General features: G+C 69.7%; 21 protein-coding genes. 13 read left to right on the forward strand and 8 right to left on the reverse strand.

The features are described from left to right. Positions 1 to 7: 7 nt before the first annotated feature. The 10 genes from IEY36_RS02750 (at position 8) to chrA (ending at position 9969) form a co-directional block, all read left to right on the forward strand. On the forward strand, positions 8 to 745 hold the full coding sequence (locus IEY36_RS02750) for a succinate dehydrogenase/fumarate reductase iron-sulfur subunit (protein WP_188965367.1): 738 nt from the start codon (positions 8 to 10) through the stop codon (positions 743 to 745). 32 nt (positions 746 to 777) lie between these two features. After that, complete coding sequence (locus IEY36_RS02755) at positions 778 to 1134, forward strand: succinate dehydrogenase (RefSeq protein WP_229681047.1); 357 nt, start codon at positions 778 to 780, stop codon at positions 1132 to 1134. A 5-nt stretch (positions 1135 to 1139) separates the two neighbouring features. After that, on the forward strand, positions 1140 to 1475 hold the full coding sequence (sdhC, locus tag IEY36_RS02760; RefSeq protein ID WP_229681048.1) for a succinate dehydrogenase, cytochrome b556 subunit: 336 nt from the start codon (positions 1140 to 1142) through the stop codon (positions 1473 to 1475). Further along, positions 1465 to 2196, forward strand: coding sequence for a sulfite exporter TauE/SafE family protein (locus IEY36_RS02765; protein WP_188965369.1), 732 nt, complete (start codon positions 1465 to 1467; stop codon positions 2194 to 2196). Before sdhC ends, IEY36_RS02765 begins: the two co-directional genes overlap by 11 nt. Positions 2197 to 2215: 19 nt before the next feature. Then, positions 2216 to 3124: a fumarate hydratase gene (locus IEY36_RS02770; RefSeq protein WP_229681049.1), complete on the forward strand. Its 909-nt coding sequence runs from the start codon at positions 2216 to 2218 to the stop codon at positions 3122 to 3124. Between the two features lie 4 nt (positions 3125 to 3128). Further along, complete coding sequence (locus IEY36_RS02775; RefSeq protein ID WP_188965370.1) at positions 3129 to 3737, forward strand: fumarate hydratase C-terminal domain-containing protein; 609 nt, start codon at positions 3129 to 3131, stop codon at positions 3735 to 3737. Positions 3738 to 3942: 205 nt separating this feature from the next. Then, positions 3943 to 5670 (forward strand): L-aspartate oxidase, encoded by a 1728-nt coding sequence (locus IEY36_RS02780; protein WP_229681051.1) that lies wholly within the window; start codon positions 3943 to 3945, stop codon positions 5668 to 5670. 64 nt (positions 5671 to 5734) lie between these two features. After that, positions 5735 to 7699, forward strand: coding sequence for a methyl-accepting chemotaxis protein (locus tag IEY36_RS02785; RefSeq protein ID WP_188965371.1), 1965 nt, complete (start codon positions 5735 to 5737; stop codon positions 7697 to 7699). A gap of 132 nt (positions 7700 to 7831) precedes the next feature. Then, positions 7832 to 8650, forward strand: coding sequence for a chromate resistance protein ChrB domain-containing protein (locus IEY36_RS02790; protein ID WP_188965372.1), 819 nt, complete (start codon positions 7832 to 7834; stop codon positions 8648 to 8650). Continuing rightward, the gene (chrA, locus tag IEY36_RS02795) at positions 8647 to 9969 is read left to right on the forward strand and encodes a chromate efflux transporter (RefSeq protein ID WP_188965373.1); all 1323 of its coding nucleotides are present in this window, start codon (positions 8647 to 8649) and stop codon (positions 9967 to 9969) included. Before IEY36_RS02790 ends, chrA begins: the two co-directional genes overlap by 4 nt. 279 nt (positions 9970 to 10248) lie before the next feature. Here the strand turns inward: chrA and IEY36_RS02800 are convergent, their stop codons facing one another. Further along, a complete protein-coding gene (locus IEY36_RS02800; RefSeq protein WP_188965374.1) occupies positions 10249 to 11847 on the reverse strand; it encodes an ABC transporter substrate-binding protein in 1599 nt (532 codons plus the stop codon). 136 nt (positions 11848 to 11983) lie between these two features. Between IEY36_RS02800 and IEY36_RS02805 the strand changes: the two genes are divergently transcribed. After that, complete coding sequence (locus IEY36_RS02805; protein ID WP_188965375.1) at positions 11984 to 12781, forward strand: DUF547 domain-containing protein; 798 nt, start codon at positions 11984 to 11986, stop codon at positions 12779 to 12781. Here the strand turns inward: IEY36_RS02805 and IEY36_RS02810 are convergent. The 3 genes from IEY36_RS02810 to IEY36_RS02820 all read right to left on the reverse strand — a co-directional run bounded on the left by IEY36_RS02810 (position 12742) and on the right by IEY36_RS02820 (position 15669). Continuing rightward, positions 12742 to 13869, reverse strand: a complete 1128-nt coding sequence (locus IEY36_RS02810; RefSeq protein ID WP_188965376.1) for a YeeE/YedE thiosulfate transporter family protein — start codon at positions 13867 to 13869, stop codon at positions 12742 to 12744. The genes IEY36_RS02805 and IEY36_RS02810 overlap by 40 nt on opposite strands. Before the next feature lies 1 nt (position 13870). Beyond that, positions 13871 to 14380, reverse strand: a complete 510-nt coding sequence (locus IEY36_RS02815) for a DUF302 domain-containing protein (RefSeq protein ID WP_188965377.1) — start codon at positions 14378 to 14380, stop codon at positions 13871 to 13873. Between the two features lie 185 nt (positions 14381 to 14565). Then, entirely contained in the window at positions 14566 to 15669 is a 1104-nt protein-coding gene (locus tag IEY36_RS02820) for a Kelch repeat-containing protein (RefSeq protein WP_188965378.1), read from the reverse strand. 120 nt (positions 15670 to 15789) lie between these two features. On the opposite strand from IEY36_RS02820, the gene IEY36_RS02825 reads away from it, so the two are divergent. After that, positions 15790 to 17358, forward strand: a complete 1569-nt coding sequence (locus IEY36_RS02825) for an ABC transporter substrate-binding protein (protein WP_308423105.1) — start codon at positions 15790 to 15792, stop codon at positions 17356 to 17358. Between the two features lie 84 nt (positions 17359 to 17442). Here IEY36_RS02825 and IEY36_RS02830 read toward each other — a convergent pair whose 3' ends face one another. The 4 genes from IEY36_RS02830 to IEY36_RS02845 form a co-directional block, all read right to left on the reverse strand. After that, a complete protein-coding gene (locus IEY36_RS02830) occupies positions 17443 to 18267 on the reverse strand; it encodes a sulfite exporter TauE/SafE family protein (protein ID WP_308423109.1) in 825 nt (274 codons plus the stop codon). A gap of 63 nt (positions 18268 to 18330) precedes the next feature. Further along, entirely contained in the window at positions 18331 to 19737 is a 1407-nt protein-coding gene (locus tag IEY36_RS02835) for an NAD(P)(+) transhydrogenase (Re/Si-specific) subunit beta (protein WP_188965380.1), read from the reverse strand. A gap of 4 nt (positions 19738 to 19741) precedes the next feature. Next, complete coding sequence (locus IEY36_RS02840; protein ID WP_188965381.1) at positions 19742 to 20137, reverse strand: proton-translocating transhydrogenase family protein; 396 nt, start codon at positions 20135 to 20137, stop codon at positions 19742 to 19744. 11 nt (positions 20138 to 20148) lie between these two features. Continuing rightward, positions 20149 to 21300 (reverse strand): NAD(P) transhydrogenase subunit alpha, encoded by a 1152-nt coding sequence (locus IEY36_RS02845; protein WP_188965382.1) that lies wholly within the window; start codon positions 21298 to 21300, stop codon positions 20149 to 20151. Positions 21301 to 21417: 117 nt separating this feature from the next. Here IEY36_RS02845 and IEY36_RS02850 point away from each other — a divergent pair, with 117 nt between their 5' ends. After that, positions 21418 to 22800: a hypothetical protein gene (locus tag IEY36_RS02850; protein WP_188965383.1), complete on the forward strand. Its 1383-nt coding sequence runs from the start codon at positions 21418 to 21420 to the stop codon at positions 22798 to 22800. The last annotated feature ends 230 nt before the right edge of the window (positions 22801 to 23030 follow it).

Raw genomic sequence — 23030 nt, forward strand, 5'->3', positions numbered from 1 at the left:
AACGCGCATGGCCGAAGCGGCCAGTCTGACGGTCAGTGTATGGCGTGGCGCCGAGCAGGGCAGCTTCGCCCGCTTCGAGGTGCCGGCCCGCGCCAACCAGACCGTGCTCGACGTCGTCACCTACATCCAGCGTGAACTCGACCCGTCGCTCGCCTATCGCTTCGCCTGCCGCGTCGGCATGTGCGGCTCCTGCGCGATGACCGTGAATGGCCGCGCGCGCTGGACCTGCCGGACGCATGTGCGCAAGGTCGTCGATGCCGATGGCGCGCTGGAACTGCGCCCGCTCGCGAACCTGCCGGTGATCCGCGACCTGGCCGCCGACCTCGCCCCCTTCTTCGACAAATGGTCGCGCGCGCGCGGCACCTTCCAGCCGAAGGACGCGCCGGACGGTGCGGTGCCGGAGGATTTCGCGGTGGTCCCGCCGGCCTCGAAGCAGCGGCGCGAGGCCGATGCCGGCATCGAATGCATCGGTTGCGCCGTCTGCTATGCGTCCTGCGACGTGGTGGCGTGGAATGACGAGTATCTCGGCCCCGCCGCCCTGAACCGCGCCTGGACGCTGGTCAATGACGTGCGCGACGGCGGGCGGGCCGAACGGCTCGATGCCGTGGCCGGCGATGCCGGCTGCCATTCCTGCCATTCGACGCAATCCTGCACCGAACGCTGCCCGAAGAACCTCGACCCCTCCTCGGCTATTGCCGGGCTGAAGCGGGCGCTGTTCTGGGACACGCTGCTGGGCCGGCGATGAGCGCAACACGGCAGCCGGCGAGCACCAAAGGCGTGAATCGGTCGCATCGGACCCGCGCTCGCGCGCAGACACATCTGTGGGTCGTGCAGCGCGTCACGGCGATGCTGCTCGCCCTGGCCGTGGTCGTGCATCTGGTGATGATCGTCACCGCCGTGCGTGGCGGGCTGTCGGCCGCCGAGATCCTCTCGCGCACCCGTGGCAACGAAGCCTGGCTGGCCTTCTACGTCACCTTCGCGCTCGCCGCCGGGCTGCATGGCGCCATCGGCCTGCGCAACATCGCGTCGGAGGCCATCGGCCTGCGCGGCCGCGGCGCCGACCTCGCCTGGCTCACCGCCGGCCTCCTCACCGCCGGCTTCGGCATCCGCGCCGCGATCGGTCTCTACGCCTGATGGACATGCGCCCGCGCTCGCATCCGACCTACCTCGCCTTCGTCGTGCATCGCGTCTCCGGCCTGTTGCTCGCGCTGTTCCTGCCGCTGCATTTCTGGGCGCTGGGCACCGCGATCTCCGGCGAGGCGCGGCTCGACGGCTTCCTGCGCTGGGCGGAGAACCCGCTCGCCAAGGCGGCCGAGACCATCCTCGTCATCCTGCTCGCCGCCCATCTCGCCGGCGGCCTGCGCGTGCTCGCGCTGGAATTCCTCGGCTGGCGGTCGCGGCAGAAGGACATGGTGGCGGCCTCCGCCGGCATCGCGCTGCTGGTCGGATTGGTGTTCCTGCTCAATGTGGTCTGAAGCCGCGCTGGTCGCCGGAAGCTGCTTCATCGCCGCCTTTTGCGCCGGCATGGCGGGCTTCGCATTCGTGCTCGTCGCCGCAGGCATCCTGCTGCATGTCGTCTCGCCCAGCCTTACCGCCCCGGTGCTGGTGCTGGGCAGCCTGATGGCGCAGTCGATGAGCCTGCCGGCGTTGTGGAAACACATCGAATGGCCGCGCATGACCTTCTTCGTCGGCATGGCGGTGCTGGGCCTGCCAGTCGGCCTGCTGGTGCTGACCTACGGGCCGGGGCGGATGATCGTGGCCGGCGTCGGCGTGCTGCTGGTGGTCTATTCCGGCTACATGCTGGCCCGCGTGGCGCTGCGGATGGCGCCGCCCGAGGTCGCCGGCGGCCGAGGCATCGACGGCGCGGTCGGCTTCGCCTCGGGCATCCTGGGTGGCATCGGCGGCTTCGTCGGGGCGCTGCCGGCGATGTGGGCGGACATCCAGGGCTGGCCGAAGGACCGCGCCCGCGCCTTCATGCAGCCCTTCATCGTCTTCATGCAGGCGATCACCTCGGTCGGCCTCGCCATCGGCGGCTTCTTCACCGCCGAGGCGCTGTGGCTGACCGCCGCCGCCACCCCCGCGCTGGTGCTCGGCACCATGCTCGGCCTGCGTGCCTATATGAGGCTGCCGGCGCAGGCGTTCCGCGTTATCCTGCTCGCGCTGCTGCTGGTCTCGGGTATCTCGCTACTGGTCTGACCGGAGGAAACAAGGCGCCATGACGCTGATGACGAAGCCGGGTGTCGAACCCCTGCGCATTGAGCCCGAGGCGATCGAGGAAGCCGCCAAGCTCCTCTACATCCGCGCCTGCAAGATCCTGCCCAACGACATCAAGGCCGGCTTCGCGCGCCTCGACGGCAGCGAGACGGATGCGACCGCCAAGACCATCCTCGCGACGATGATCGAGAACATCGGCGTCGCCGAGCGGCTCGACAATTTGCTGTGCCAGGACACCGGCATCCCGATCTTCAACGTCCTCATCGGCCGCAACGTGCAGGTCGATGGCTGGGCGCTGAAGGACGCCATCGCGAAGGGCACCGCGCGCGCCACCCGCGAACACCCGCTGCGCTCCTCCGTGGTGCACCCGATCACACGCAAGAACGAGCACACCTCCTGCGGCGAACGCGTCCCCGTCATCAACATCGACTTCACCGATGCCGAGCGCGAATTGCGCCTCGAGATGATCCCGAAGGGCAGCGGTTCCGAGAACGGCTCCTTCCTGCAGATGCTCATCCCCGCCGATGGCGTCGCCGCGGTGAAGCGCTTCGTGATCGACCGCGTCATCCAGGCCGGCGGCAAGGTCTGCCCGCCCACCATCGTCGGCGTCGGCGTGGGCGGCACCTCCGATTTGTGCATGCATCTCGCCAAGGTGGCCGCGACACGCCCGCTCGGCTCGCGCTGCACCGATGCGGAAGGTGCGAAGCTGGAGGAAGCGCTGTCCGAGGCGGTCAACACGCTGGGCATCGGCCCGCAGGGCCTGGGCGGCGATTCCACCGCCTTCGCCGTGCATGTCGAAACCGCGGCGACGCACATCACGATGAATCCCGTCGCGGTGAACATCCAGTGCCATTCGGCACGGCGGGCGAGTGCGACCTTCACCCCCGCCGGCATCGCGATCGGGTTCTGACGCCATGACGCACCACGTCCTGCCCATGCCGATCACCGAAGCGCAGGTCCGCGCGTTACGTGCCGGCGACACCGTGACGCTCGAGGAAACCCTCTACGGCATCCGCGACGCCACGCAGATCCACATGTTCGATCACGGCCGCCGCACCAAGTTCGACCTGCGCGGCCACGCGGTCATCCACACCGCGCCAAACCTGCGCAAGGTCGAACGCTCCGGCACCAACCACTCCGGCTATGAGGCGGTCTGCGTCGGCACCACCACCTCCGACCGCATGGAACGCTTCACTCGCCCCCTGATGGAACGCGAGGGCGTGCGCATCATCATCGGCAAGGGCGGCCTGCGCGACGGCTCGCTCGAAGCCTTCCGTGAAATCGGCGGTGCCTATCTCGCCGTGGTCGGCGGCGCGGCGGCACTCGAGACCACCTGGATCGAGGCGGTGGAGGATGTCGACCTCGACGACCTCAACCCCGAATCTCTCTACAAATTCCGCATCAAGGGTTTCGGCCCGCTGCTGGTGGCGATGGATTCCCACGGCGGCAGCCTCTACGCCACCGTGAACGCCGAGGCCGCCAGGCGCCGCCAGGCCGTGCTGGAAAAGCTGGGCGCGGCATGATGGCCGCCCTGCCCCTGGTCCTGCTGCTTCACCTCGCCACGCCCGCGCTACCCATCGCGGCACCCAGTCCGGTCACCGCGCCATCCGCGCCCGCCCAGCCACCCGCCCCGCACGAAACGACCGCCACCCTGCCGGCCACACCGCCCGCCCCAGCCAGCGCGGAGGATTGCCGCTGCGGCGTCCCCGCCAGCCCACGAGGCCCGCGTTGACCACCATCGAACGCCGCCGCACCGACATCCTGATCCTCGGCGCCGGTGGTGCCGGCCTGCTCGCCGCGCTGCATGCCAAGGACACCAACCCGACGCTCGACGTCACCATCGCGGTGAAGGGCCTGCTCGGCAAATGTGGCTGCACCCGCATGGTCCAGGGCGGCTACAACGTCGCCATCGCCGAGGGCGATTCCGCCGAGCGCCACTTCATGGACACGCTCGACGGCGGCAAATGGCTGAACGACCAGGACCTGGCCTGGACGCTCGTCGTCGGCGCGCAACAACGCATCCGCGAACTGGAGAACCGCTGGGGCTGCTTCTTCGACCGCAACGCCGATGGCTCGATCCACCAAAAAGCCTTCGCCGGCCAGACCTTCGACCGCACCGTCCACAAGGGCGACCTCACCGGCATCGAGATCGTCAATCGCCTGGCCGAACAGGTCTGGGCGCGCGGCATCAACCGCCTTGAGGAACACCGCGCCGTCGCCTTCATCCGCTCGAAGGACGGCGCGCGCCTGTCCGGCGTGCTGCTGATCGACATGCGCACGGGCGCGCTGGTCTTCATGCAGGCCAAGGCGGTGCTGCTCGGCACCGGCGGCGGCCCGACCATGTACAAATACCACACGCCATCGGGCGACAAGGCGTGCGACGGCATGGCGATGGCCCTGCGCGCCGGCCTGCCGCTGCGCGACATGGAGATGGTGCAGTTCCACCCGACCGGCGTGCTCGCCGGCCCTGGCACGCGCATGACCGGCACCATCATCGAGGAAGGCCTGCGCGGCGCCGGCGGCTACTTGCTCGGCGGCGATGGCGAGCGCTTCATGCACAAATACGACCCGCGCAACGAGCGCGCGACGCGCGACATCGTCAGCCGTTCCATGCAACGCGAAATCCTCGCCGGCAATGTGAACGCCGAAGGCGGCCTGTGGATCGCCATGGCCCATCTCGGCCCCGAGCGCGTCGCCCGCGAGTTCAAGGGCATGGTCGAACGCTGCGCCGACAACGGCTTCGATCTCGCCGGCGGCCGCGTCCCCGTCGTGCCCACCGCGCACTACATGATGGGTGGCGTGGTTTTCCACGCCGACGGCTCCACCGACCTGCCCGGCCTCTTCGCCGCCGGCGAGGACACCGGCGGCGTGCATGGCGCGAACCGCCTCGGCGGCAATGGCGTGGCGAACTCCACCGTCTTCGGCGGCATCGCCGGCGACACCATGGGACGCTGGGTCCCGCGCGAGGGCGCCTTCGAGGACCCCGACCCCACCGCCCTCGACGAAGCGCGCGCCTTCATCGAAGCCCCCTTCGCCCGCCCCGCGCGCAACCTCTCGCCCATCCGCGACGCGCTGCTCGACCTCATGTGGGACAAGGGCGGCATCCTGCGCGACGCCGCCGGCTTGGCCGAAGCCGCCACCGGTCTCGACGCGCTGGAAGCCGAGACGGACGCCGCCGGCGTCGATGGAAGCGACCGCGCCTTCAACCTCACCTGGCATGACTGGCTGAACCTGAAGTCGCAATTCCTGGTCAGCCGCGCCATCGTCGCCGCCGCCCAGGCGCGCGAGGAATCCCGCGGCGCCCATTGGCGCGAGGACTTCCCCCGCACCACCCCCGACGCTCAGGGCCTCGCCGCCACCCGCGTCACGCTGGAGGCCGGCGCCGTCACCCTCGGCTGGCAACCGGTCGCCTTCACCCGCTTGCGCCCGGGCGAGAGCCTGCTGGCCGCCGAATGACCGCGTAGGGGCTTTCTTCACCTTCATCATGCACGCTCCGGCCACTCCAGAACCCGGACGTGACATGAAACTGACCTCCATCGGCTCCCGCATCGCGGCCGCGGCAACGGCCATCGCTTTGCTCGCCTGCGTCGGCTTCGGCACCATCGTCGTACTGCGCAGCGATGCCGCCAGCACGGCGCGCACCGAAGAGACACTGGAACAGGCCCGGTCAGGCTTCGACGCCGCCCTTGCCGCCGAAGCGCGCGAACTCGCCTCCGTCGCGGCCACCCTCGCCGCCATGCCGCCCGTCACCGACGCGCTGGCTCGCCGGGACCGCGCCGTGATGCTGGCCCTGCTGCGCGACAGCCAGGCCGCGGTGGAGGCCGGCGGCGCGCGGCTCAACGTCCATGCCGCCCCGGCGGTGAACTTCCTGCGCGTCTGGCGGCCCGAGCAGAATGGCGACGACATCTCGGCCCGCCGCCGCACCGTGGTCGACGCCGTCCGCACCGGCCAGACGCAGGTCGGCCTCGAACGTGGCCTGCGCGACATCAGCATCTTCGGCGTGGCGCCGATCCGCGGCGCCAATGGCGTGATCGGCGTCGTCGACGTCGCCCTCAACCTCACCCCCGCGGTGCTGCAGCGCATCCGCAACGCGATCGACACCAACGTCGCCGTGCTCCGCGCCACCGAGCAGGGCTTCGAGCCGATCGGCAGCACGCTTTCCGCCGCCGCCAACGGCCTGGGTACGGCCGAGGCACGCGCGGCCGCCATGCGCGGCCAGCGCATGCGCAGTACGGCCGAGGCCAATGGCCAACAATACGCCGTGCTGACCTTCCCGCTGCATGACGTCGCCGGCCAGGCGATCGGCGTGGTCGAACTCGCCATCGACGGCCGCGCCGCCGGCGCCGCCCGCGCCGAGGTGCTGCGCTTCGTGCTGATCACCGCCGCCGTGCTGCTCGTCATCGCCATCCTGCTCGGCCTGCTGGTGGCGCGCTCCATCGCCCGGCCGGTCACGGCGCTGACCGCCCGGATGCAGACCCTCGCGACCGGCGACCTCACCGCCGGCGTCCCCGGCCGCGACCGCGCCGACGAGATCGGCGCCATGGCCCGCACCGTCGAGGTCTTCCAGCAGGGCCTCGCCGAGGCCGAACGCCTGCGCGCCGAACAGGCCCAGGCCCAGGCGAAGGCCGAGACCGCGCGGCGCGAGGCGACCCACGCCCTCGCCGAGGAAGTCGAGCGCTCCCTCTCGGGCATCGCCTCGGGCCTCGCCATCGCGGCGGGCGGCCTGGCCGAGGCCGGCGCGCGCCTGACCACCGCCGCAGAACGCTCGGGCGCAGCGGCGGAGGAGACCGCCGGCGGCGTCTCCCGCGCCTCCGACAGCGTGCAGACCGTGGCGGCGGCGACCGAGGAACTCGCCGCCTCCACCGCCGAGATCAGCCGCCAGATCACCGAAGCAGCCTCGGTCGCCTCGGAAGCGGCCCAGCAGTCGCGCACCACCGACAGCACGGTGCAGTCCCTGGCCGAGGCCGCGGCGCGGATCGGCGACGTGGTCCGCCTCATCAACGACATCGCGGGCCAGACCAACCTTCTGGCGCTCAACGCCACCATCGAGGCGGCGCGCGCGGGCGAGGCCGGCAAGGGCTTCGCGGTGGTCGCCTCCGAGGTGAAGAACCTGGCCGGCCAGACCGCCCGCGCGACCGAGGAGATCGCCGGCCAGATCACCGCCATGCAGGCGGCGACCAATGCCTCGGTCGTCGCCGTGCGCGCCATCGGCGAGACAATCCAGCGCATGGACAGCGTGGCGACCGCCATCGCCGCCGCCATCGAGGAACAGGGCGCGGCGACGCGCGAGATCGCCCGCGCCGTGCAGCAGGCCGCCGAGGGCACCTCCGGCGCCTCCACCTCGGCCGGCCGCGTGGCGGAGGAAATGGGCGACACCGTCACCTCCATCCGCGGCGTCTCCGACGGCGCTGCCGAGGTGCGGCGCCAGGGCGACGGCCTGCGGGATGCGGTGGCGCGGCTGATCGGCGGCCTGCGCGCCGCCTGACATCACGGACGTCCTCCTTGACTTGGCGCCGCCGACTTCCCATCGTCTGCGCCAAGGGGATGTCCGCGATCACCCCGTGAGGCTCCGGCCGAAGCATCGCGTCCCATGCTCCCGTTCGGAGAGGACGCCACAATGCCGGCTCCCACCATCATCACTGTCCAACAGCTTGCCCGGCGCATCGGTCTGCCCGATGCACCCGTGCTGATCGATGTGCGCACCGCGGAAGATGCCACGGCAGACCCTCGCCTGCTGCCGGGCACGGTCCGTCGCTCTCATGCCGACGTCGCCGATTGGGCGCCAGGATTTGCCGGCCGTGAGGTGGTCGTGCTGTGCCAGAAAGGCCTGAAGCTGAGCCAGGGCACGGCCGCCTGGCTGCGCCACGCCGGCGCCAATGCGGAATCCCTCGACGGCGGCTTCGAGGCCTGGCGCGAGGCCGGCCAGTCCCTGATCCCGCCCGCCCCCCTGCCGCCGCGCGACAGCGCCGGGCGCACGCTGTGGGTGACGCGCGCACGGCCCAAGATCGACCGCATCGCCTGCCCCTGGCTGATCCGCCGCTTCATCGACCCCGCCGCGGTCTTCCTCTTCGTCGCACCTTCCGAGGTCGCCGCCGTCGCCGAACGCTTCGGCGCCACCCCCTTCGACATCGAGGGCGTGTTCTGGTCCCATCGCGGCGACCACTGCACATTCGACGTGATGCTCGACGAATTTGCCCTGCATTCCGAGGCGCTGGACCGCCTCGCCCTCATCGTGCGCGGCGCGGATACGGCGCGGCCCGACTTGGCCCCCGAGGCGGCCGGGCTCCTAGCCGCCTCGCTCGGCCTGTCGCGCATGCATCGCGACGACCTGACGCAGCTCGAAGCCGGCGTCGCGCTGTACGACGCCTTCTACCGCTGGGCGCGCGACGCGACGGATGAAACCCACAACTGGCCGAGCCCGGGAAAGCCCGCATGACCACCCCCGCCTTCCCGAGTTTCGCCGAGGCGCTACGCGTCTGGCTGCGCGTCGGTCTGCTGTCCTTCGGCGGGCCGGCAGCGCAGATCGCGGTCATGCACCGAGAGGTGGTGGATGACCGCCGCTGGGTCTCCGACGCACGGTTCCTGCATGCGCTGAACTTCTGCATGTTGCTGCCGGGGCCGGAGGCGCAGCAGCTCGCCACCTATCTCGGCTGGCTGATGCATGGCGTGCGCGGCGGCCTCGCGGCGGGGCTGCTGTTTATCCTGCCGGGCGCGGCGGTGATGCTGGCGCTTTCGATCATCTACGCCACGCTCGGCGCCGTGCCGGTGGTCGCGGCGCTATTCTTCGGCCTCAAATGCGCCGTGCTCGTGCTGGTGGTCGAAGCGCTGCTGCGCGTCGCCAAACGCGCCCTGCGTGGCGCCCTGCCCTGGGCGCTGGCGGCGGCGGCCTTCCTGGCGCTGGCCGTCTTCGCCGTGCCCTTCCCGCTGGTAGTGCTGGCGGCGCTCGCCATCGGCTACGCCCTGCCCACCGCCTTCGCCGCCGGTGGGCATGGCCGCGCCAAGGAAGGCCCACCCGCGCTGCTCGACGCCGCCATCGCCGCCGAGCCCGACCGCATCCCCCGCATGGCGCCGGCCGCCCGCCGCGCCGGCCTCATCGCCCTCGCGCTGTGGCTTTGGCCCGTCGTGCTGCTCTTCGGCACGCCGGTCTGGGGCGACATCGCCTGGTTCTTCTCGAAGATGGCGGTGGCCACCTTCGGCGGCGCCTATGCGGTGCTCGCCTATGTCGCGCAGGAAGCGGTCGACCACTACCATTGGCTCACCGCGCCCGAGATGCTGGCCGGGCTCGGCCTCGCCGAGACCACCCCCGGCCCGCTCATCCTCGTGCTGCAATTCGTCGGCTTCCTGGCCGGCTATCGCGAGGGCGGCGTGATGGGCGGCGTCGGCGCCAGCCTGCTGACGCTGTTGGTCACCTTCGCGCCCTGCTTCGCCTGGATCTTTCTCGGCGCCCCCTACGTCGAGAAGCTGCACGAGGCACCACGGCTGAAGGGCGCGCTGGCGGGGGTGACGGCCGCGGTGGTCGGCGTCATCGCCAACCTCGCCTTCTGGTTCGGGCTGCGCGTGGTCTTCACCGAAGTGCGGCGCATCACGTTCGGCCCGGTGACGATCGATGTACCGGTGCTGGCAACGTTGCAACCCGCCGCGCTCGGCCTCGCGCTGCTCGCCGCCCTCTTGCTGTTCGGGCTGAAATGGGGGCTGGCGCGGGTGCTCGGCGTCAGTGCCCTGGCGGGTCTGGGGGTGTCGTTCCTGGCGGGGTGATGGCCGTAGGCGCGGCGGAGGACGCGCCGGAGAGGGCTTTGCCCCCTCCGGACCTCCCCCACCAAAGGCCTAAGGGCCTTTGGAAACCAATACTTGGCGCTGGGCCAGGGACTTTGTCTCCGGGAACGAACGGCGCGTCAGGCAGGGGAACGGGTCTTGGCGCCGATCCCCGCCATGATGCCCGGCGCGAACCAAAGGCCCGCTGGCCTGCGGTGGGGTGGATTGGAGAGGCAATGCCCCTCCAACCTTCATGTCCACGGGGCAAAGCCCCTCAATTCCTCACCGCGCCGCCTTGCGGATATTCCACGCAATGATCGTCCCCGGCATCGCCAGTACGCCCGAGACGCGCGGGCTGACCGCCGAGGGCAAATACCACTGCCCGAACGGCACATAGGGCACCAGGCGATACGCGCTGGTCTGCAACTCATCGAGAATCCGCTGCCGCTCCGCCGGGCTCGCCGCATAGGGGAAGGCATCGATCAGCGCCTGATGCGGCGCGTCACACGGCCAGCCCGGCCAGGCGCGGTCGCAGGATGCCTGCATCGGCACGTTGCCCACCGGGTCCGAGGCGCCAAGCCCGTTCCAATAGGTCAGCCCGATATTCCACCCGCCCTCGGATGGCGGCCGCCGATTGGCGCGCCGCCCCGCCATGGAGGCGAAATCCATCGCCTGCACATCGGTGCGGAAGCCGACGGATTGCATCTGCTGCGCCAACACCAGCGTCGCCGCATGGACGAAGGGATTGTCGGTCGGGTCCATGATGACGACAGGCGTGCCATCATACCCGCTCTCGCGCAGCAGGGCGCGCGCCCGCTCCCGCGCCGCTGGCGAGCCGAGCCCCGCCGGCACGCCGGCCTGCGTCTCCTGCGCCGACCCGCAGATGAAGAAGGCGTGGCAGACCTGGTACAGCGCCGGGTCGGGGAACATCGCCTGCAGCATCTCCTCCTGGTCCACCAGCAGCATCAGCGCCTCGCGCGCGCGGGCGTCATTGAAGGGCGGCTGCACATGGTTCGGCCGGATCATCCCCGGCGCCCCCAGCGTATTCGTGCGAATGATCTGCATGCCGCGCCGCTGCAGCATCGGCAGAAAATCCACGCCAGGGCTCTCGATGTAGTCGAGTTCGCCCTGGATTAGCGCCAGCACCGCGGTCTGCGCATTGGCGATGTTCAGCCACTCGACGCGATCGACATGCGCGACCTTGCCTCCCGCCGTCCCCGAGGCGGGCTCCCCGCGCGGCACGTAGTTCGGATTGCGCCGATACACCACGCGCGACCCTGGCACCCATTCATCCCGCACGAAGATAAACGGGCCGGAACCAATGGTCTCGGTGATCGCCGTGAAGGGGTCGGTGGCGGCGATGCGCGCCGGCATGATCGCCGGCATGTTGCCCGCCGGCTTCGACAGCGCATCGAGCATCAGCCCATAGGGCCGCCGCAGCCGCCAGACGAAGGCCTTGCCATCGCCCTCCGGCTCCAGCGCCTCGGTGATCGCCATGATCTGCCGGCCATGCGGGTCGCGCGCGCCCCAGCGGCGCAGCGAGGCCACCACATCCGTCGCGGTGACCGGCGCGCCGTCATGGAAGGCCAGCCCGTCGCGCAGCGTGAAGCGCCAGGTGAGCGCGTCCTCCGAGACCGTCCAGGCACCGACCATCTGCGGCTGCGGCCGCTGGTTCGCGTCGCGCCCGAACAGCTGGTCATAGATCATGTGCGCGTGCGACTGCACGACCCCGGCCGTGGTGTTGATCGGGTCGAGCGTCTGCAGGTCGGCATTGGGCACCATGCGCAGGACCCGGTCCGGCAGCACGGTTTGCGCGGCCAGCGGCGCCGCGACGAACGCGGCGGCGGCCACCAGCAGGGCGCGGGCGGTGCGGATGATCATGCGAGGCTCTCCCGGTCGCGCCGAGCATGGCGCGCGTGTTTTATGGACCGATCGCTACAGAATTCAAGACAACGGCAGCGTAACCGCCTCCCGCACCGTGGCGAAGCCCGGCCATGGACGGTGGAATTGCCAAGGCATGATCGCGACAGCCGCACGGCGCAGCCTGTTCGCCCTCGCCCTGCCGGCCCTGCTGCCGCACCGCGCCACGGCGGTGGAACCGACGCTCGACGCCCTGCTCGCCCGCCATCTCAGCCTGCCGCCCGATGGCATCGCCCGCGTCGACTACGCCGCCTGGAAGGGCGACAGAAACGCCCTCGCCTCGCTGCATGCCTGGATCGCCGGCGCCGCCACGTCCCAGCCCTCGGCCATGCCCCGTGCCGAGGCCTTCGCCTTCTGGACCAACCTGTACAACGCACTGACGCTGAGCGTGGTACTCGACCGCTACCCGGTCGGCTCGATCCGCGACATCCATTCAACCGGCGTGCCCTTCGACCCGCGGCAATTCTTCGGCCCCTGGCGCACGCGCCTCGTCACCGTGGAGGGGCGGCGGATGTCGCTCGACGACATCGAGCACGGCACGATGCGCCCCACCTACCGCGACCCGCGCCTGCACTACGCGGTGAACTGCGCCTCGCTCGGCTGCCCCAACCTGCGCCCGCGCGCCTGGCGCGCCGCCACGCTCGAGGCCGATCTCGACGAGGCCGCCCGCGCCTACATCAACCACCCGCGCGGCGTCGGCGTGCTGTCCGATGGAAGGCTGCGCGTCTCCTCGATCTATCACTGGTTCCGCGAGGATTTCGGCGACAGCGAGGCCGGCGTGCTCGCCCATCTGGCCCGCTACGCCGCCCCGGCGCTGGCCGCGCGCCTGCACGGCGCGCGCATCGCCGGGCATGACTACGACTGGACTCTCAACGACGTCGCCGGCCGGCGCTGAACCGCCGCCGGCCCCGACAGGCCAAACAACGGCCGTAGCCGGATGCCCAGCCAACACCCCGGCAGCACCGCGACGAACCACACGAACCCATGCAGGCTACCTGAGGAAACCCCACCGAGGAACGCGCCGATATTGCATCCGAAGGAAAGCCGGGCGCCGATCCCCAGCAACACCCCGCCCAGCGCCGCCCCCGCCGTCCCGCGCGCGCCGATCGCCACCCCGTGGCGCAGCCGCCCGGTCGCCGAGGCTGCCCCCAGCGCGCCCAGCACCAGACCGACATCGCCAAGCGAGCCATGCATGGCCAGCAGCGGCTCGCTCAGGATCCGCGCCATCCCCGGGTCGGACCAGAATTCCGTCCCCGCCAGCACCGGCACCACGCCCTCGATCGCCTGCGCCCCCCACAGCGTCAGCCCCATGGTGATGCCCCAAGGGTCGCCGGTGACGAGGAACACCACCACCGCCAGCGCGCCGATCACCGCGCCCCCGCGCAGCGCGGCAGCACTCGGCACCGCCCCGCGCAACACCACCAGGGCCATCACCAGCAACAACGCCTCGGTCGCCAGCAAGCCACCCCAGGGGCCGAACAGCGCGGCGAAATCCACCGACACCCCGGGCAGCCGCATCGCCGCCGGCACCATCAGGCTGCCCAACACCCCACCGAGGCAGAAGAAGGGCAGCGCCACCCACATGCGCCGCGACCCCTGCCCCGCCGCTGACAGCGCACCCGAGCCACAACCATTCGCCAGCATCATGCCAATGCCGAAGACCGCCGCACCGACCAGCAGCGACGGCCCAACCGGCATCACGAAGCGCCCATAATTCTCCGACAGCGCGCCGACCGGCAGCACCACCAGCGCCGCCACCGCCGGCGCGATGAAGCCGGCGCCGAGCCCGCGACCGTCGCCCTCGGCAAGGAAGCTGCGGAAGCCGCCACTGAAGCCAAAATCCAGCAGCACGAAGGCGGCGCCGAGCGCGATCGTCACGGCCAGCAGCGGCACCAGGGCGGGATCCGGCAGGCCGCGGATCCCGGCCAGCACCGCGACGGTCCCGGCGACGGCGAGCACCAGGCCCGGGCGATGGATCGCCACGCTAGCCGGCCGCCTTGCGCACCAGCGTATCGAGGAAGGCATCGGTCGCCTGCCGCGCCTCCGGCGGCATAGCGATGCCGTGGCGGGCGAAGACGCGCGTGGCGATATCCTCGCCCGTGCTGCGGGTGACCTGCGTCTGGCCGGCATCGTCCTGCCACACCAGCACGCGCATCGGCAGGTCGAGCGCCAAGGTCGGATTCGACGCCATCGCCCCGGTGCCCGCGCGCGGATTGCCGAAGAACACCACGATGCGCGGCCGCAGCGTCATGCCGACCGCTTCGGCGGCGGCGGCGTGGTCGATCTCGGTGAAGACCACCCAATTCGCCTCCCGCACCGCGGCGGCAAAGCGGTCCAGCGTCACCCGCACGGGATGCGCGCTCGGGTGCGTCACCAGGCCGACCTCCTGCGCCGCGGCGGGGTGGCTCGCCACGATCAGCACGGCGGCGGCGGCCACGCCCAACTGCCGGCGATCCAGGCCCGCGCGCAGCGTCTCGTCGATGGATGGCGTCATGGCGGCATTCTCCCCTGGCAACCCATCTGGGCCATCCGGGACTTCGTCGCGCATCGCCCCGACGTTACGGAGGGGTTCACTGTACCGGGCGAGAGGTCCGGCAGAGCGCGCGGTCGAGCCCGCCACCTGCCGGCATCAACAAGCCGTCGCCCCCGGGCCGGGACATCGACCGTCGGTCCTCCCCCTCAGCCCGGCGTGAACGCCTCATGCACCGAGGTCTGGATCCCGCCGCCGACGATCGGCCCGCCGCCCGCCACATGGATGCTCCCGCCCAGCAGCGCCGCGCCAAGGCCGTGGCGCGGCGTGGGCATCGGCGCGTGGCTCATCCAGCTGTCGCTCGCGGGGTCGTAGGATTCCAGCGTGCCGATGACACGGTCGATGGGCCGGTTCTGTGCGTCATACAACCGTTCCTCGCCGCCGAAGCACCACATCCGCCCGTTCAGCAGCACCATGCCGTGGCCCGACCGCGGCGTCGGGATGGGCGCGCGCAGCCGCCAGGTATCGGCCGCCGGGTCATAGACATGGTGCAGGTTGGTGTTGTTCTCGAAGGTGTTGAAGCGGCCGCCGATGATGTGGATGCGCCCCTCCCACACCGCGATGCCGACATGGTCGCGCGCAGCGGGCATGGCGCGCAGGATGCTCCAGCGGTCCGCCTGCGGATCATAGACCTCGGTCCAGCCGACGGAGGCGCGTTCGGGCGCCGGGTCCGAGGCACCGCCCACATGATAGATCTTCCCGCCCACGGCGACGACGCCACCGGCCCCGCGCGGGCGCGGCATGGGCGCGACGGTCTCCCATTTGTCCTCGGCCACGACATAGACGAAGGCAAGTGCATCGGAGGCGCGGTTCTGCTCCTGGAAGCCGCCCAGCGCGTAGATGCGCCCCGCATCGGCGACCACGCCGACATGGTTGGCGCCACGCGGCAACGGCGCGACTTCCTGCCAGCGATCCGTCGCGGGGTCATAGACATGGTGGTACGGCTTGTTGACCTCGCCGGTCGCATAGCCGCCGATGACGTGCAGCCGGTCGTTCCACGACGTCGCCCATGCCATTTCGCTGCGCGGCAACGGAAGCGGCGCGCGCGACACCCAGCGTCCGGGCGGGCCGGCCGGCGCCGGGCTGTCCAGCACGCGCTGGGCGAGTTGCTCCGGCGTGAGCCCCTGCGGGTTGGGGCCGCGCAGGGCGGTCATCTGGTCAGCCGGGATATTGCCGCCATGGTGCTGCGCCCTCGCGGCGCCGACGCCGGCCAGCAACGCTGCCCCAGCCCCGACCAACGCCCTGCGGTGCATTGCTGACCCCTCCTCGCCCGGTTGATCTCGATCTTGGCGCATGATCGCGCCCGATCAAGGCTCCGATATTGCGATGGGCCGTCGCCATGCCATCCTGCCGCCAAGCCGGACAGGACAAGCATGATGCGCCCGACAAGCCTCGCTCTTCTCCTCGCCGCCGCCTCGGCCCTGCCGGCGGCAGCACAGACCCTGACGATGGGCGCCGGCGCGCCCTCCACCTCGCTCGATCCGCATTTCTTCAACGCAGCGCCGAATGCCTCGGTCGCCTCCCACCTCTTCTCCCGCCTGGTCGAACGCGACGCGCAGGTCCGCCCGCAGCCCGGCCTCGCGCAATCCTGGCGCGCCGTCTCCGACACCGTCTGGGAATTCAAGCTGCGCCCCGGCGTGAAATGGCATGACGGGCGGGACTTCACCGCCGACGACGTCGTCTTCACCTTCGAACGCGCGCCCAACGTGCCAAACAGCCCCGGCGGCTTCGGCGGCTTCCTGCGCATGGTCGAACGGGTCGAGGTGGTGGACCCGCTCACCCTGCGCATCCACACCAAGGCACCACACCCGCTGCTGCCCGTTGACCTCTCCTACATCTTCATCGTCTCCCGCCACATCGGCCAGGGGGCGACGACCGACGACTACAACAGTGGCCGCGCCGCCATCGGCACCGGCCCCTATCGCCTGCGCGCCAACATGGCGGGCGAACGCGTGGAGTTCGAACGCAACGACACCTATTGGGGCCCGCGCGAACCCTGGGCGCGCGCCACCTGGCGCGTCATCGCCAATGATTCCGCCCGCACCGCCGCCCTGCTCGCCGGCGATGTGGACCTGATCGACCAGGTGCCCTCCTCCGACCTCGAACGCCTGCGCCGCGAAAGCCGCGTCGCCCTGCACCAGATCCAGGGCCTGCGCATGATCTACCTGCAGGCCGACTTCTCCCGCGACGGCAACCTGCCCGGCATCACCGACAACGCCGGCCAGCCCATCGCCACCAACCCCTTCCGCGACGTCCGCGTGCGCCGTGCCCTCTCGATCGGCATCAACCGCCCGGCGCTCACCGAACGCGTGATGGAAGGCACCGCCGAACCCTCCGGCCAATGGCTGCCGCCCGGCGTCTACTCCTACAACCCCGCTGTCCCGCCACCCGCTTTCGACCCGGACGGCGCAAGGCGCCTGCTCGCCGAGGCCGGCTTCCCGCAGGGCTTCCGCGTGACGCTGACCTCGCCCAACGACCGCTACCCCAACGACGCCCGCACCGCCCAGGCCGTCGCCCAGATGTGGACGCGCATCGGCATCCGCACCGAAATCCAGGCGCTGCCCTGGTCATCCTTCTCCGCCCGCGCATCACGGCAGGAATTCGCCATGCGCCTCGCCGGCTGGGGCTCCTCGACCGGCGAGGCCTCCTATGCCGCCATCAACATCATCGGCACCTACAACCGCGAGCAGCGGCGCGGCGCCTCGAATGCCGGCCGCTACTCCAACCCGACGATGGACGCGCTGGTCGATCGCGCCACCACCATCCTCGACGACGGCGAGCGCGAGCGCGTGCTGCAGGACGTGATCAAGGTCGCGATGGACGACATGGCGGTCATCCCGCTGTTTCACCTGGTGAACACCTGGGCGACACGACGCGGCATTACCTACGAGGCGCGGATGGATGAGAGCACCCGGGCGATGGCGGCGCGGGCGGCGCCGTGAAGGGCGGGGGAGGAGAACTTCCCCCGCACCCCCTCCCTTTTTTTGTCTGTCACCAAGCCGCGCCCGGCGCGGTGGGGGCGCCCATCATGTTGTGAAGCTGCGGATCAGGCTGGTGGCCGAGAGCGCGACGATGACCACGCCCACCACACCCATCAGGGGGCGCGTCGGCATGTGGCGCGTCGCCAACGCGGCGAAGGGCGCGGCAATCGCGCCGCCGATCACCAGCCCGATCACGATCGGCCAGACCCCAATGCCGATGCTGGTCATGAAGGCCGCCGAGACCGCAACGGTGACGAAGAACTCCGCCGCGTTGGACGACCCGATCGCAATCTTCGGGTCCAGACCGCGCCCGATCAGCGTGGAGGTGACCAGCGGCCCCCAGCCGCCGCCACCCACCGCATCGAGGAAGCCCCCGCCGAAGCCGATCGGCGCCGCGTCGCGCGTGGCCAGCGATGGGTCAGGCCGACGCCCCATGACGGCGCGGCGCAGCACGATGAGCCCCATGATGACGAGATAGAAGCTGACCGCCGGCTTCAGCAGATGCATCGGCAACTCGCTGGCCACCAGGGCACCGAACACGCCGCCGACCACCCCGGGCACCGCCAGCCGCAGCACCAGACGCGGGATGACATGGCCAAGCCGCCAATGAGCAGCCCCCGACAAGGCGGTAGTGACGACCTCCGCCGCATGGACCCCGGCCGAAGCCATGGCCGGATGCACGCCCTGCGCCAACATGACCGAGCTGGCGGTGAGCCCATAGGCCATGCCGATCGCCCCATCGACGAACTGGGCGAGAAAACCGACGACGGCGTAAAATAAGACATCCTGGGACAGATGCGCCTCCGCTGAAACGGAACCGCGGTGCCATCGCCGCGTATCCGGCGACGCCTCTTCCCCTGGAGGTAGTATCCCGTATCACGCCTGCCCGTAGCAAGCGGTGTCGCTGCAGCGCGAAGCTGCAGCGACGCGGCGTTACCGCTGCAGCGCCTGGACGATCTCCTGAGTCACCTTCTTGGCGTCGCCGAACAGCATCATGGTGTTGGGCCGGAAGAACAGCTCGTTCTCCACGCCAGCATACCCGCTCGCCATGCCGCGCTTAATGAAGAACACCGTCTTGGCGCGCTCCACATCGAGGATCGGCATGCCGTAAATCGCCGAGGACTTGTCCGTCTTCGCCGCCGGGTTGGTCACGTCATTGGCGCCAATGACGAAGGCCACATCCGCGTCGGCGAATTCCGGATTGATCTCCTCCAGCTCAAACACCTCGTCATAGGGCACGTTCGCCTCGGCCAGCAGCACGTTCATGTGGCCGGGCATGCGGCCCGCGACGGGGTGGATAGCGTACTTGATGTCGACGCCTTCCTTCTTGAGCAGGTCGCCCATTTCGCGCAGCACCTGCTGCGCCTGCGCGACCGCCATGCCGTAGCCTGGCACGACGATGATCTTCTGCGCGTTCTTCATCATGAAGGCGGCATCTTCCGGCGACCCGGCCTTGACCGGCGGCCGGTCGGCATCGCCGCCGCCCGCCGCGGCCGCGCCGGATTCAGACCCAAAGCCGCCCAGCAGCACGTTGATGATGCTGCGGTTCATGCCCTTGCACATGATGTAGGACAGGATGGCACCCGAAGCGCCGACCAGCGCGCCCGTGATGATCAGCAGCAGGTTGCCGATGGTGAAGCCGATGCCCGCCGCCGCCCAGCCCGAGTAGCTGTTCAGCATGGACACGACGACCGGCATGTCCGCCCCGCCGATCGGGATGATCAGCAGGAAGCCGAGCGCGAAGGACAGCAGCGCGATCATCCAGAACAGCGCCGCATTGCCGGTCGCGACGAAGCTGATGATCAGCACCAGCAGCAGCAACCCGAGGCCGAGATTGAGCCAATGCTGCCCGCCGAAGGTGATCGGCGCCCCCGACATGCGCCCCGCCAGCTTGGCGAAGGCGATGACCGAGCCCGAGAAGGTGATCGCACCGATCGCCAGGCCGAGTGACATCTCCACGAGTGACTGGCCATGGATATGCCCATGCGTGCCGATGCCGAAGCTCTCCGGCGCGTAGAACGCGGCCGCGGCGACGAACACCGCCGCCATGCCGACCAGCGAATGGAAGGCCGCCACCAGTTGCGGCAGCGCCGTCATCTGGATGCGCCGGGCGACGACGGTGCCGACCGTGCCGCCGATCGCCAACCCGGCGATGACCAGCACGATGCCGCCGAGATCCATGCCGTGATGGAACAGCGTGGCCAGGATGGCGATGCCCATCCCGATCATGCCGAAGGTATTGCCGCGGCGGCTGGTCTCCGGATGGCTCAGCCCGCGCAGCGCCAGGATGAACAGGACGGACGCGACCAGATACGACAGTGTCGAGAGCGTGGCACCCATGGCGTCAGCTCCCCTTCTTCTTGAACATCGCCAGCATCCGTCGCGTCACCATGAAGCCGCCGAAGATGTTCACCGAGGCGAGTGTGACGGCAATGAAGCCGAAGATCCGCGCCGCCGCCCCATCCGCCGTCCCTGCCGCGAGGATCGCACCCACCACGATCACCGAGGAGATCGCGTTGGTCACGCCCATTAGCGGCGAATGCAGCGCCGGCGTGACGTTCCACACCACGTGGTAGCCGACGAAGCAGGCCAGGAGGAAGATCGTCAGCAGATAGAGAAAGGGCTCGGCAGCCGCGGCGACCGGGGCCACGGCCTCGGCGGCGGCGCGCGCCTGCGCGGCCAGTTCCAGCGCGCGCTGCGCGGTCGCCTGCGCCTGGTTGGCGAGTTCCGTTGCGTTCATCGTCCGTGCCCCTATGCCGCCGGCTTCATCGCGGGGTGCACGACCGCACCCCCGCGGGTGAGTGTGACGCCCTTCACGATGTCATCATCCTCCGGCAGCTTCGGCGCCTTGGCTTCCTTGTCCCAGAAGGTCGACAGGAAGGTCAGCAGGTTGCGCGCATACAGTGCCGAGGCCGCCGCCGGCAGCCGCCCCGCCCAATTGGTGTAGCCGAGCACCTTCACGCCATTGTCGGTGACGAACAGCTCGCCCGGCTTGGTCAGTGCGCAATTGCCGCCGGCATCCGAGGCGATGTCCACGATCACCGAGCCCGGCTTCATCGAGGCGACCATCGCGGCGGTGACCAGGATCGGCGCGCGCCGTCCCTGTACCAGCGCCGTGCAGACCACGACATCCTGCTTGGCGATATGCGTCGCCACCACTTCCGCCTGCTTGGCGTAGAACTCGGCCGAGAGCTGCTTGGCGTAGCCGCCCGCGGTCTGCGCCGCCTTGCTCTCCTCATCCTCGTAGCCGACGAAGCTGGCGCCGAGGGACTTGATCTCCTCCTTCGCCGCCGGCCGCACATCGGTCGCGGATACCCGCCCGCCAAGCCGCCGCGCGGTGGCGATCGCCTGCAACCCGGCAACGCCGGCCCCCATGATGAATGCATTGGCCGCGGGCACCGTGCCGGCGGCCGTCATCATCATCGGGAAACCCTTGTCATAGGCGCCCGCACCCTCGATCACCGCGCGATACCCGGCGAGGTTCGCCTGGGACGACAGCACGTCCATCGACTGCGCGCGGGTGATGCGCGGCGCCAGCTCCATCGAACAGGCCTCGATGCCGAGATTGGCGTAGGTCGCGGCACCCGCCGCATCGGCGCCGAGCGTGCCGATCAGCAGCGCCCCGCGCGGGATCAGCGACAGCTCATCCACCGCGCCTTCCCCGGTGCCGAGCGGTGCGCGCACCTTCAGCACGATCGCGGCGCCGGCCAGCGCGGTGGCGGCATCAGCGGCCATCGTGGCGCCCGCCTCGGCATAGGCCGCATCGGTGAAGCCGGAGGCGACACCCGCCCCGGTCTCGACCGCGACCTCGAGCCCCATGCCGATGTATTTCTTCACCGTCTCGGGCGTTGCCGCGACCCGGGTCTCCCCGTTCCGCCGTTCCGTCAGAACCGCAAGCTTCATGCGGGAGATCTCCCTGCGCCGAGATATGAAGCAACGCACCTACAGGGGGCGCGGCGGGGTGTCCAGCGCACTGCCTGGTGCCACCGGCTGCAAGGCGCTTTTCAGTGGCGCGAGCCCATGGGGACCGAATATATGCACACCATGGCATTAATTCGCGCACTACGATTCCTGGCTTGCGCCCTGCCATTTCTGCTCGGCTTCAGTGCCGTGCTTCTTAATGCTTCGTATCGACGCCCGCTCTGGATCGACGAGGTCACCCAGTTCGTCTTTGGGGCCGAACCCAGCACTGCCGAAGCATGGTCCCTGTTCCTGTCGATCGCGGATACAATCCAGCATGGCCATACCGGCATCTACATCATGCTGAACTACTGGACATTGAACTATCTTGGACTTGAGACTTTGCTATTGCGCCTACCCTCGATATTTTCAGGATTATTTTTGTTGTCGGCGGCAATCCTTCTGTTTCGGACCCTGGGTTTCTCTGTTTTATGGCAGGTTATCCTCGTACTAGCCCTAAGCGGCCAGCACATGCTGCTGTATTTCATGGGCGAGGCGCGCGCCTATGTACCCATCGCCGCCGCCTCGATGGGGTTGCTGCTGTTCTACGTCGCCTACCCGATGCATCCCGCAAGCCGCGCGGTGCTGCTGCTCGGCATTGTCTCGGCGGTGCTGGGCGCGACCATCCATCCCTATTTCGCCGTCTACTGGCCGGCGGTCTGTCTCGTCGCCTATGTCCATCGTGTCGCGACCACCGAAGAAGCCGTCAGCCTGCGCGGGCTGATCCTCTTCTCCAGGCCCTGGCTGGTTGCCCTGGGTGCGGGCCTCTACCTGCTCCTCGCTGCGATCACCTGGCTACGCGGTCATCCAGTGTTCAGTTACGACCCGTTCCAATGGCTCTGGGCGGTCGGCCCGCTCACGCATTTCACCGACTACAGCCACACACAGTTCCTGGATGGGAGGTATCTGAAGGCTGCCGCCTTCACGCTCATCGCCGTCGCCGGCGCCCTGCTGTTGCCCATAAGGCTGCGTGGAGCGGTGGGGGCCCTATGTGCACCCATCCTGTTGATGTTGCTGTCCATCGGCATTTCGCTGCTGCTCAGCTGGATCTCCTACCGCGCCAACTACTGGATCCTGCCCCGCCAATGGGTAGGTTCCGTCGCGCTGTTCGCCGTCGGCGTGGTCTGGCTCTGGGCCGAGGCGGCGAAGATCTGGTCGAGGCTGTCGCCACTGCTCAGCCTCACGGCCGCCGCCATCGCCGTCTCGCTCGTCTTCGGCCAAGCATTCCAGATCCACCGCCTCCGGGTGGCTGAACTGCGCGCGCGCCTCGCCGAGCCGAGCCTCGCCCTGTCCGCTTCGGATTGCACTCCCGTGACGCGTCTCGACACCTCGGCCATGACGAACGACCAGAGGAACGACGCCTTCGTCGCCCTCGCCAACCGCAACGTTGCGTGTGGCGGCCGGGTCTGGCCGGTATTCAGGGCCTACTACCGCCCTGGCTAGAGCAGATCGCGCCTCACTGGGATCAGCCGGGCGCGTGAAGATGCTGGATCAAACGGGGACTTATGCCAGCGGCATGATGCCATGATTCCTGCCGAGGCCGCCACTGCGGCCCGCCGGAGGCGGGCCTTCGGCACGACGCTAGGCAAAGCGGAGATTTGCGCCCGGCGTCTGGGGGCTTGAGAAGGTTCATACCAGCGGTCCAAGCATTCGGCCCCTGGCATCGGAACGGT

The organism is Neoroseomonas lacus (assembly GCF_014644535.1).
In the GTDB taxonomy this organism is placed as follows: Bacteria; Pseudomonadota; Alphaproteobacteria; order Acetobacterales; family Acetobacteraceae; genus Neoroseomonas; species Neoroseomonas lacus.

Coding starts and splice junctions, on each gene's coding strand:
- IEY36_RS02750 (WP_188965367.1), top strand. CDS start 8: ATGGCCGAAGCGGCCAGTCTGACGGTCAGTGTATGGCGTGGCGCCGAG.
- sdhC (WP_229681048.1), top strand. CDS start 1,140: ATGCGCCCGCGCTCGCATCCGACCTACCTCGCCTTCGTCGTGCATCGC.
- IEY36_RS02765 (WP_188965369.1), top strand. CDS start 1,465: ATGTGGTCTGAAGCCGCGCTGGTCGCCGGAAGCTGCTTCATCGCCGCC.
- IEY36_RS02770 (WP_229681049.1), top strand. CDS start 2,216: ATGACGCTGATGACGAAGCCGGGTGTCGAACCCCTGCGCATTGAGCCC.
- IEY36_RS02775 (WP_188965370.1), top strand. CDS start 3,129: ATGACGCACCACGTCCTGCCCATGCCGATCACCGAAGCGCAGGTCCGC.
- IEY36_RS02785 (WP_188965371.1), top strand. CDS start 5,735: ATGAAACTGACCTCCATCGGCTCCCGCATCGCGGCCGCGGCAACGGCC.
- IEY36_RS02790 (WP_188965372.1), top strand. CDS start 7,832: ATGCCGGCTCCCACCATCATCACTGTCCAACAGCTTGCCCGGCGCATC.
- chrA (WP_188965373.1), top strand. CDS start 8,647: ATGACCACCCCCGCCTTCCCGAGTTTCGCCGAGGCGCTACGCGTCTGG.
- IEY36_RS02800 (WP_188965374.1), bottom strand. CDS start 11,847: ATGATCATCCGCACCGCCCGCGCCCTGCTGGTGGCCGCCGCCGCGTTC.
- IEY36_RS02805 (WP_188965375.1), top strand. CDS start 11,984: ATGATCGCGACAGCCGCACGGCGCAGCCTGTTCGCCCTCGCCCTGCCG.
- IEY36_RS02815 (WP_188965377.1), bottom strand. CDS start 14,380: ATGACGCCATCCATCGACGAGACGCTGCGCGCGGGCCTGGATCGCCGG.
- IEY36_RS02820 (WP_188965378.1), bottom strand. CDS start 15,669: ATGCACCGCAGGGCGTTGGTCGGGGCTGGGGCAGCGTTGCTGGCCGGC.
- IEY36_RS02825 (WP_308423105.1), top strand. CDS start 15,790: ATGATGCGCCCGACAAGCCTCGCTCTTCTCCTCGCCGCCGCCTCGGCC.
- IEY36_RS02835 (WP_188965380.1), bottom strand. CDS start 19,737: ATGGGTGCCACGCTCTCGACACTGTCGTATCTGGTCGCGTCCGTCCTG.
- IEY36_RS02840 (WP_188965381.1), bottom strand. CDS start 20,137: ATGAACGCAACGGAACTCGCCAACCAGGCGCAGGCGACCGCGCAGCGC.
- IEY36_RS02845 (WP_188965382.1), bottom strand. CDS start 21,300: ATGAAGCTTGCGGTTCTGACGGAACGGCGGAACGGGGAGACCCGGGTC.
- IEY36_RS02850 (WP_188965383.1), top strand. CDS start 21,418: ATGGGGACCGAATATATGCACACCATGGCATTAATTCGCGCACTACGA.